Below are 9,153 nucleotides of genomic sequence, written 5' to 3' on the forward strand. Positions count from 1 at the left end.
AGCACCAGGGCCCAGGTCACCAGCGAGACCACGCCGAGCACCGCCACCTCCGGGCCGATGCCGGCGCGGGTGTGATGCAAGGCCTCGCGCATGGCGTAGAGCGGGCTGGTGCCGATGTCGCCGAAGACGACGCCGATCGAGCCCAGCACCAGCGCCCAGAAGCCCTCGTGCCGGGCCTCGCCCTGCGGCTCTTCCGCCGCAAGCGGCGCGACGCTGGCCTGGTCAGCCATCCAAGTCTCCGGGACCGCCACCCACAGGCCCCTCACCGGGGCGCCAGCCGCTGTCCTTGGGCGCGATACAGAACTTCCCGCCGAGGTTCAATCACGCGCGGCGGTGTGGGTTCCCGGGCTGGGCGCCGGCGGTGACCGAACGCCCTGCTTTGACTAGGGGCGCGCGAAGCCCCAAGGTTTCGGCGGCCGCCTCGAGGCGGCGATCGCGGGTCCACAACGACGCCTCGGGCGTCAGCCGCACGGAAGCCAGCAGGTGAGCGTCGACGTAGCCGATGCCCAGGCCATACAGCCTTGCGGCGTTGATGTAGCCCAACACCTCGCGGTCGTTCGCCACGGTCGCCATTGGCAGGTTCGCCAATGCTTCCAAGACAAGGCCCCGCTGGCTGAGGTTTCCGAGCGCCGCCTCCCCCAAGACGAATGGGTGCATCAGCACGGCGCCGCGTTCGAGCAACCCCACGAGTGCGGCGCTCCGCGACCGCAGGTGCTCGACCCAGACCGAGGTGTCGACAAGATGGTCGCTGACACGGGCGAACCACACAGTCTCTTGAAGCCTGGCGAACTCGAAGCAGCCTGCGCCCATCCGATCAATCAATGGCACTATGGCGGCGAACGCAGCCCCAGCGTCCTGGCGGTCGGCTTGATGGTCGCGGTAGGGCGCGCGCACCCCTTTGTGCAGGGCAACAAGCGGACGGCCTTTGCGGCAGCGCAGCTGCTGCTCTACGCAAACGACTTCTTCCTGGACGTGCCAGACATAGAATTCATTGCTGACGAGCTGCGCCGCGCGATGACGGGCGAGACGCCAGAGTACATTCTGGTGGTGCTTTTCGAGGAATTTCTGCGGGGTCAAGAGAGCGTAGCATTACCTGAGTGAGGCACGGCCTCGTCGCGGGAGCGGGCGGCGGTGATGCGCGTCGGACCTTCGGAATGACCGTTCACTGGCGGGCTTGTCGGGACGCGCCGCTTGCGGCCGTCCTTAAGGAAGCCGACCGTCCTGCCCGGACGGTCGCAGCAGCGGAGGCGGTGATGTCACAGGTGCGCGTGGGCGGCTTTTCGATCTCGCTCGACGGCTTTGGCGCGGGACCCGAGCAGAGCCTGGAGCATCCGCTCGGCCGGCGCGGGCAGGAGCTGCACCAGTGGATCTACGGCACGCGCTTTTTCCGCACGATGATCGGTCAGGACGGCGGCTCCGAGGGCGTCGACCAGGCCTATGCGGACCGCGCGATGCGCGGCTTCGGCGCCTTCATCCTCGGCCGCAACATGTTCGGCCCCGTCCGCGGTCCGTGGCCGGACGAGGCCTGGAAGGGCTGGTGGGGCGAAAATCCGCCCTATCATGCGCCGACCTTCGTGCTGACCCACCATCCCCGCGAGCCGATCGAGATGGAGGGCGGCACGACCTTCATCTTCGTGACCGAGGGCATCGAGGCCGCGCTCGATCAGGCCAGGGCGGCGGCCGGCGACCTCGACGTCAAGATCGGCGGCGGCGTTTCGACAGTGCGCCAGTATCTGCGCGCCGGCCTGATCGACGAGCTTCACTTCGCGGTCTCGCCGGTCGTGCTCGGGCAGGGCGAGGCGATGTTCGCCGGCATCGACTTGCCCGCGCTCGGCTACCGCGTCACCGAGCACCAGGCCAGCGAGGACGCCACCCACATCGTGCTGGCCCGGTGAAGCGGGCCATCCGGGCAGCGGGAAGGGCGGGAATTGAACCCTTCCCGCCGTGACCAGCGCCGGGCGAGCTGGTAGAACCACGTCCGTCGGACTGAGGTCGGATCGTTCGACGGACGTCTGCCTGGCGCGCAATCATGGAATAGCAGCGCCGGTCCTGCCGGCCGGCAAACTGGCGAGGGAGCGCATCCCTATGGCCTACATCACCACCAAAGACGGCACGCGCATCTTCTACAAGGACTGGGGGCCCAAAGACGCGCAGCCCATCGTGTTCCACCACGGCTGGCCGCTCAGCGCCGACGACTGGGACAACCAGATGCTGTTTTTCCTGGCCGAGGGTTATCGCGTCATCGCCCACGACCGCCGCGGCCACGGACGGTCGGACCAAACCGACAACGGCAATGACATGGACAACTATGCCGCCGATGTCGCCGAGCTGGTCGCGGCGCTTGACCTCAAGAACGCGATCCATGTCGGCCATTCGACAGGCGGGGGCGAGGTCGCGCATTACGTGGCGCGAGCGGAACCGGGGCGCGTGGCGAAGGCCGTGTTGATCGACGCCGTACCGCCGGTGATGGTCAAGAAGGATTCCAATCCGGGCGGAACGCCGATCGAAGTGTTCGATGGGTACCGCGCCGCGCTTGCCGCCAACCGCGCCCAGCTTTACCTCGATATCCCGGCCGGCCCCTTCTACGGCTTCAACCGCCAAGGCGCGAAGGTGTCGGAGGGTCTCATCCGCAATTGGTGGCGGCAGGCCATGATGGGCAGCGCCAAGGCCGGCTATGAGTGCATCAAGGCCTTTTCGGAAACTGACTTCACCGAGGATTTGAAGGCGATCGACGCCCCGGTGCTGGTGATCCACGGCGACGACGACCAGATCGTGCCCTATGCGGATTCGGCGCCGCTGACGGTGAAGCTCCTAAAGAACGGCACGCTGAAAACCTACGAAGGGCTGCCGCATGGCGTGTGTCAGACCCATCCGGACATCGTGAACGCTGACATACGCGCCTTCCTTTGCGGTGAGACAGCCTCCTCCGCCACGGCCTGAATCAAAGGCGCGGGTCCGGGCGCGGCCGGGCCCGCATATCGGCCGACTTCTGGGCGCGCCTCAGCGCCGCCTGCGCCCGTCAGGTCTCCAGCAGCCGCATGCCGCCCTGCGCGGCGCGCCGGTCGAACGTGGCGGTGAATTCGCATCCGGCTCGGCGTCCGGCCTGGGCGATCACGGCGTCGGCATAGTCGACTGCGGTCGCTTCGAACTGGTTGAGCGCGAGGTAGTGCGTCTCCGCGTCCTCGATGACGAGTTCCCGGGACCGGAGCAGGCCCTCGACGACCTGCAAGATCTCGGCCTTCGCCGTCTTGTAGGCCCGGGCGAGCACCCAGACGGTCTCCACCAGCGTGATCGTCGAGACGAAGCCTGGCGCTTGCGCGGTGAAGCTTTCGACCAGCCTTGTCGCGAGCGCCGACTGCGAGGGCTCGTCCTGGGCGATGTAGCGGACCAGGACGTTGGTATCGAGGCCGATCACTCGCCTCTCGCGCCGGCGTCAATCGCGGCGGCCATCTGCTCGAGCGAAACCGCCCTTTCGCGCCGGGGCAGAAGTCCCTTCAGCGCGCGGATCGAGTGCGACGCCGGAACGATGGCGTAGGTTCCATCCTCCAGCCGAATGAAATCGAGCCGGTCGCCGGCGGAAACCCCGAGTGAAGCCCGGACTTCCCGCGGCAAGGTGACTTGTCCCTTGGACGAAATGGTCGCCGTCGCCACGCCCGCCTCCTTACTTCTGGTAAGGAAGAAAGTAAGGCGGCGAGCCGGGCGGTGCAAGGGCTCGGCGATGGAGGCGTTTTCTCGCCACCTTGAGCTAGCCGGAGATCTTCTCCCAGCGATAGGGCTCGTCCTCCTTGTCGCGGAACTCGCCGCGCAGGTCCGGCTTGCCGTCGCCGTCAGTGTCGTAGATCGCCCACTCCGGATAGCCGTCGCGGTTGGTGTCGAAATAGAGGGTGTCGTAACTGCCGCGGCCGTTCTCGTCGCGCATCAGGATGTCCGGCTCGCGCTTGCTCTTCGGCTCCAGCAGGGCCGCGTCCGCCACGCCGTCGCAGTCGGTGTCGATCGCGTAGAGCTTGCCCGGCGGCGGCTTGGTCCAGTCCTCGACCGAGAGCTGCTTCCACTCGCAGTGTTCGGGCTTCGGCGGCGCGACCGTCCGATCGTGGTCGCGGGCCAGGAAGCTCTTCACGTCCTCCACCGAGACGGCGAAGTTCAAGCCCTGCGCGCCGTCGTCGCCGAAGCTGTTGATGCCGACGATGGCGGCCTGGTCGTCGAGCAGCGGGCCGCCGGAGTTGCCGGGATTGATCGGCGTCTGGGTCTGGATGACCGTGGCCTCGTGCTGAAGCTTGTCCTCCGCCTTCCAGTCGTAGGCGCGGCGGATCTGGCTGACCACGCCGCGGGTGTAGGTCCAGGTCTCGCCGACGGGATGGCCGATCGCGTTGACGTCGGCGCCGACCTGCAGGCGCGTGGAGTCGCCGAGCGGCAGCGGGGTCACGCCCGCCGGAACGTCCTCGACCTTCAGCAGCGCGAGGTCGGCGACCTCGTCCACCTTCACCACGGTCGCCCGGCGCAGGTCGGCCTTGCCAAGCGCGGCGCCCTCGACCGCCGGCTTGAACGCCACGGCGATCCGCTTGGCGCCCTGCACCACGTGCAGGTTGGTGATGATCTGGCCGTCGGCGGCGATCAGCGCGCCGGAGCCCAGTCCCTCGTCGGTGACGACCAGCACCACCGCGCGGGCCGCGCGGGCATAGACCTGGCTCTGGGCGGCTCCGCGCGTGGCGGCGGCGGGCGTCGCCTGAAGACCGCCGAGCGCCTTGCCGAGCCTGGCCGTAGGACTGCGCGGCGGCGCGGCGAAGCGCGGCGCGGCCCCCTTCGCCGGGGTTCCGCCGCCGCTCGACACCGGCTGGCCCAGCTGGTCTTCCAGCGGCGCGGCGAGCGCGTAAGATACGGCGCAGCTGGCCGCGAGCAGGCCCGCGGCGACATGGATCCACTTCATGACGGCATCCCCCCGGATCGGCTTCGTCCTCAAAAGACTAGCCGGCCTTATGCTCGTCACAAGCGTATTTCTCCTTAACGCTAAACCGGCGATGGCGGGCGAGATGCCCGATCAGCAGGTCGCAGGGGCCTATCGGCAGTTCTACGCCGGGCGGGCGCAGGCGGCGCGCGACAGCCTGCAGGCGCTGCTCCGCTCGCCGGCCGCAGCGGCGCCGGCGGATCGGCTGTTCGTTGCAGGCGCCCTCTTGGAGATCTGTCTGCACAACCGCGACGGCGCATGCGTCGCGCGCAACGCCGCGGACTTCGTGGCGGCGGCGGGACAACGGGCGGCCAGCGCCAGTGCAGTGCAACGGCGCCGGCTCGCGCTGGAAGCGGCCTACTATGTCGCTGCGGCGCGGTCGTTCGCCGGCCAGGCGCCCGACGCCATTCTCGCCGACGCGGGCTGGAGCCACGAGATCGCCTACGACGGCGACCTCTATCTGCGCCGGCAAGTGCTGGCTTCGAATCTCTTCCTGCAAGCCGGCCGACGGGCGGATCTCGACCGCTCGGTCGACAAGATCCTCTCGCTCGGCGCGTCGCTGAAGAATCCACAGTCGGCCCGCTTCACCGTGGCCGCCAGCCTGGCCGACGTGATGGCGACCCTGCTCGCCACGGGCGAGACCGATCGCGCCTGGGGCCTCTACCGCGCCAGCGGCGCCGACATCGCCAAGGCGTTGCCGCCCGCGACACTGGACTATGCGACCTACGCCATCACCCAGGGCCAGTTGCGGCAGGCGGTGGGAGACGTGGCCGGGGCGCGGAGCGCTCTGCAGGAGGCTGCCGCCGCCTTGCTCCGGATCGAGCTTGACCCGGCCGTGCGCGACGCCCTGCTGGCTCAGGCCCTCACGCTGAGGGTGGCGCTCGACGCTGCGGCCGGCGACCTTCCCTCGGCCCACGCCGCGCTCGCCACGCACCCCTTCGCGCCGCTCTACGCCAGGCCGGGCCGAGCGCCGGCCAACTCGGACGAAGTCGCCTATCTCGCCGCCCGCGCCTTCGTCGCCATGATCGACCAGACCGCCGATCCGGTCGTCACCCGGGCGCTGCAGGCGCCGGCGGCCTTCAAGGACGATCCGGTGACCGCCAGCTACCGCGCCGCAGGGCTCGCGCTGGCCCTCCCGCCCGGACCGGAGCGCAGTGCGCGCCTGATCCAACTCGGCCGCAAGGTCCAGGCGGCCGCCAGGCAGGCGGACAAGGAGGGCGCGCTCGACCGCCTGAGCATCATCGACCAGATCCTCGTCGCGCTTGCGCTCAGCCAGGCGGATGCGGCGCGGACCCCGGCCGACGCCGACGTCGCCTTCAGCCTGTTCCAGCTCGCCGGCCGCACCGGCGCATCCTTCGACGCCGACGCGTTGACCGCGCTCGGCCAGGCGAAAGACGAGCTGCAGCGTCGCACCATCCACCAGGCCCTGCGGCTGAAGGCGCGACGCGACCGGCTGGAGCGCCAGGGCGTACAGAGGACGACGGCCGCCATGCTCGGCCCGGCCGAGACCGGAACGCTGGCGCATGACATCCCTGCCCGCGGCGTCCTGCGCGACTACGACGAGCGGCTGGCGCAGGCCGAGGCCCGCCTGGCCCGGGATGGGCTCTCGCTGCGCGGCCCGCGCCTGGTTCCGCTGGCTCGGCTCCAGGCGGCGCTCGGCGCGAACGAGGCGGCGCTCGCGGTCGCACCGACCTTCGGCGGCATGGCCTATATGTGCGTGCGCCGCGACAGCGCCTCGCAGGTCGTGGCGCCGGTCGACTTCGCGCGCATGAAGGTCGACGCCAAGATCGTCCAGGCGGCGCTGACCTCGACGGAAGCGCCCTCGGAGGCGCTCGACATCCAATTTCCGGCCGAGGCCGCGGTGCGCCTCTACGATGCGCTGTTGAAGCCGTTCGCGACCTGCCTGCGGCCGGGGGACCGGATCCAGTGGCTGGGCGGCGTCGCCTCGGCCGTCGTGCCCTTGGCGGCGCTCTTGCCCACACCGCCGCCGAAGCTGGACCACGGCTACGACCTGGCGCAAGCCGACTGGATCGTGCGCCGCCACGCGATCGGCTACGCCGGCTCCGCCGGAGCGCTCGTGGCGACGCGGTCCCGAACGGCGCCGCCCAAGACCGACTTCGATTTCCTGGGGGTGGGCGACCCTCGTCTCGACGGCCGGCTGGACGATGGCCAGGCGCGGAACAAGGCGGTGCTCAAGGGGGTCCGTGGCGGATCGCGCTTCGAGGGGCTGGCGCCCCTGCCGGAGACCGCCGACGAGCTCCACGCCTCCGCGCGGGGCTTCGCCGCCTCGCGTCTGCTGCTGGGCGAGGAGGCGACGGAATCGGGCGTGCGGGGCCAGGTGCTGGGCGACTACCGCTATCTCTCCTTCGCCACCCACGGACTGTTGCGCGACGATCTGCAGGGGCTGTCGGATCCGGCCCTGGTGCTGACGCCGAGATCCGAAGCCGACGACCGCGACGACGGCCTGCTGACCGCCTCGGAGATCGCCGACATGAACCTGGGCGCGAGCTTCGTCGCCCTTTCCGCCTGCAACACGGCGAACTTCGACTTCGACCAGGCCGCGCAGGACTTGCCGGCGCTCGCCTCCGCCTTTGCGGTCTCCGGCGTGCCGGCGACGTTGGGCACGCTCTGGCCAGTCAATTCACGCACGGGCGAGGCGGTCGTCTCGGGCCTCTTCGAAAGGCTGCGCGGGCCGGGCGGCGCGCCCGCCGACGCTCTGGCCGAGGCCCAGCGCGCCTTCCTCGCCGCTCCGCCGGAGCGGGCCTACCTGCACCCCCGGTTCTGGGCGCCCTTCGTGATCCTGGGCGACGGCGCCATGGCCGATCGGAACGGCGGAACCGCGGGGCCGACGCTGACGGCCGCCGAGATGCTGACGAGGCCGGGCGGCGAGGTCCTGGCCCTGGCGAGCACGCCGGACGGGCTGGCGGCGCGTTTCATCGCCGAGGCCGACGCCGCCGGCGCTCCGGGCGAAGGCCTGCGACTGGCTGTCGGGACGAACGAATCCTGGCGCAAGGTCAGCCACCAGGCGCGCGCCTCGCGCGTGCTGGGACAGCTGGACGAGGCGCTGATCGCCGGCGGCTATGAGATCGGCGCCGGCGGCCGCCTCCAGCCGCGGCTTGACGCCTACGACCGCCAGGGCCGGCCGGTCGGCTCATGGCGAGGCGAGAACCTGTCGAAGGTCGACGCGGGCATCCTCGCGGCGATCAACCCCGACGCCTCGACCATGCTTATAGTCGTCGGCGAACGGACCCGGCCCGGCGAAGCGGGCGGCGGAACGCTGCGGGTCCTGCGCGTCGGGCCGGATCTGGCGCCGAAGACCGTGTTCGCAACGCAGGCCCCGGACGCCGCCAGGATCTCCAGCGCCGCCATCGTCGCGCTCGGCGATCGACTGCTGCTCGCCTACACGGCCGACAACCACCGCAGCGACCAGCCGGCCGCGGGCTTCGAGGACTACGACGACCAGGTGTGCGCGTTGCGCCGAGAGACCATGGTCGAGTTGCACGACGCGCACAGCGGCGCGCTTCTGCAAAGCACGACGATCAGCGGCTTCGCGGCCGTCGCCGGCGCCGTGGCGCGGGGCGGGACGGCGATGTTCGGCGGCTCGCAGGGCGAGGGCTGCCGCGCCGAGCGCAAGGCCGCGGTCCTGGCGATCGCCGCCGGCCTGAAGCCGAAGACCCTCTATCTGGACGACACGCTCGGGGCCTCGGAGGTGCGCGCCCTTGCGCCGCTCCCGCGGGGCGGCCTCTTCGTCGCGGCCTACAAGGAAAGCCTGTTCGACGTCGCGGCGCACGCCGGGACGCCGCCGCGCGACGCCGGCAGCCTGGCCGTCGGCCGCAGCTATTCGACCCTGGTGCTGACGCTGGACGGCAAGGGCCGGCCCTCGACGCCCAAGCCGCTGGACGCCGGCGCCGACGTCCTGCCGACCGCGGCCCTCGCCCTGGAAGACGGCCAGGCGCTGCTCGGCGGTTCGCTCGCCGGCCAGGCCGCGATCTTCCACTTCACGTTCGCCCGATGAGGAGGAGGCCGAGATGGCTCGCAGACTGGCGCTGGTGACCGGCGCCTCGGCCGGCATCGGGGCGGCGTTCGCCCGGCGGCTGGCGGCGGCCGGGTTCGACCTGGTGCTCAGCGCCCGACGGGTCGAGCGGCTGGAGGCGCTGGCCGAGGAGCTGCGCGCGCGCCACGGCGCCCTGGCCTTCGTCGCGCCCGCGGAC

The 9,153-nt window shown here is 70.7% G+C and carries 10 protein-coding genes; 5 read left to right on the forward strand and 5 right to left on the reverse strand.

What is annotated here, in order from left to right; all coding sequences use genetic code 11:
• Together VJS38_RS14120 and VJS38_RS21015 are read right to left on the reverse strand one after the other, a co-directional pair.
• Positions 1-230 (reverse strand): KUP/HAK/KT family potassium transporter (locus VJS38_RS14120; protein WP_324088787.1); only part of this gene is annotated, 230 nt, incomplete at its 3' end.
• 91 nt (positions 231-321) lie between these two features.
• Positions 322-810 (reverse strand): type II toxin-antitoxin system VapC family toxin, encoded by a 489-nt coding sequence (locus VJS38_RS21015; RefSeq protein ID WP_414692447.1) that lies wholly within the window; start codon positions 808-810, stop codon positions 322-324.
• Here VJS38_RS21015 and VJS38_RS21020 point away from each other — a divergent pair.
• From VJS38_RS21020 to VJS38_RS14135, 3 genes are all read left to right on the forward strand, one after another.
• The gene (locus VJS38_RS21020) at positions 742-1,101 is read left to right on the forward strand and encodes a Fic family protein (protein ID WP_414692448.1); all 360 of its coding nucleotides are present in this window, start codon (positions 742-744) and stop codon (positions 1,099-1,101) included. The genes VJS38_RS21015 and VJS38_RS21020 overlap by 69 nt on opposite strands.
• A gap of 152 nt (positions 1,102-1,253) precedes the next feature.
• Positions 1,254-1,895, forward strand: coding sequence for a dihydrofolate reductase family protein (locus tag VJS38_RS14130; RefSeq protein WP_324088789.1), 642 nt, complete (start codon positions 1,254-1,256; stop codon positions 1,893-1,895).
• A gap of 190 nt (positions 1,896-2,085) precedes the next feature.
• Positions 2,086-2,940, forward strand: coding sequence for an alpha/beta hydrolase (locus tag VJS38_RS14135; protein ID WP_324088790.1), 855 nt, complete (start codon positions 2,086-2,088; stop codon positions 2,938-2,940).
• A 79-nt stretch (positions 2,941-3,019) separates the two neighbouring features.
• On the opposite strand, the gene VJS38_RS14140 is transcribed toward VJS38_RS14135, so the two are convergent.
• The 3 genes from VJS38_RS14140 to VJS38_RS14150 all read right to left on the reverse strand — a co-directional run bounded on the left by VJS38_RS14140 (position 3,020) and on the right by VJS38_RS14150 (position 4,924).
• Positions 3,020-3,415, reverse strand: a complete 396-nt coding sequence (locus VJS38_RS14140) for a type II toxin-antitoxin system VapC family toxin (protein ID WP_324088791.1) — start codon at positions 3,413-3,415, stop codon at positions 3,020-3,022.
• Positions 3,412-3,651, reverse strand: a complete 240-nt coding sequence (locus VJS38_RS14145) for an AbrB/MazE/SpoVT family DNA-binding domain-containing protein (protein WP_324088792.1) — start codon at positions 3,649-3,651, stop codon at positions 3,412-3,414. Before VJS38_RS14145 ends, VJS38_RS14140 begins: the two co-directional genes overlap by 4 nt.
• A 94-nt stretch (positions 3,652-3,745) precedes the next feature.
• A complete protein-coding gene (locus VJS38_RS14150) occupies positions 3,746-4,924 on the reverse strand; it encodes a S1C family serine protease (RefSeq protein ID WP_324088793.1) in 1,179 nt (392 codons plus the stop codon).
• Between the two features lie 103 nt (positions 4,925-5,027).
• On the opposite strand from VJS38_RS14150, the gene VJS38_RS14155 reads away from it, so the two are divergent.
• Entirely contained in the window at positions 5,028-8,957 is a 3,930-nt protein-coding gene (locus tag VJS38_RS14155; RefSeq protein WP_324088794.1) for a CHAT domain-containing protein, read from the forward strand.
• A 13-nt stretch (positions 8,958-8,970) separates the two neighbouring features.
• Positions 8,971-9,153, forward strand: a 183-nt coding sequence (locus VJS38_RS14160; protein WP_324088795.1) for an SDR family NAD(P)-dependent oxidoreductase, incomplete at its 3' end; no start/stop codon positions are given.

This window comes from Phenylobacterium sp. (assembly GCF_035276905.1).
Lineage (GTDB): Bacteria > Pseudomonadota > Alphaproteobacteria > Caulobacterales > Caulobacteraceae > Phenylobacterium.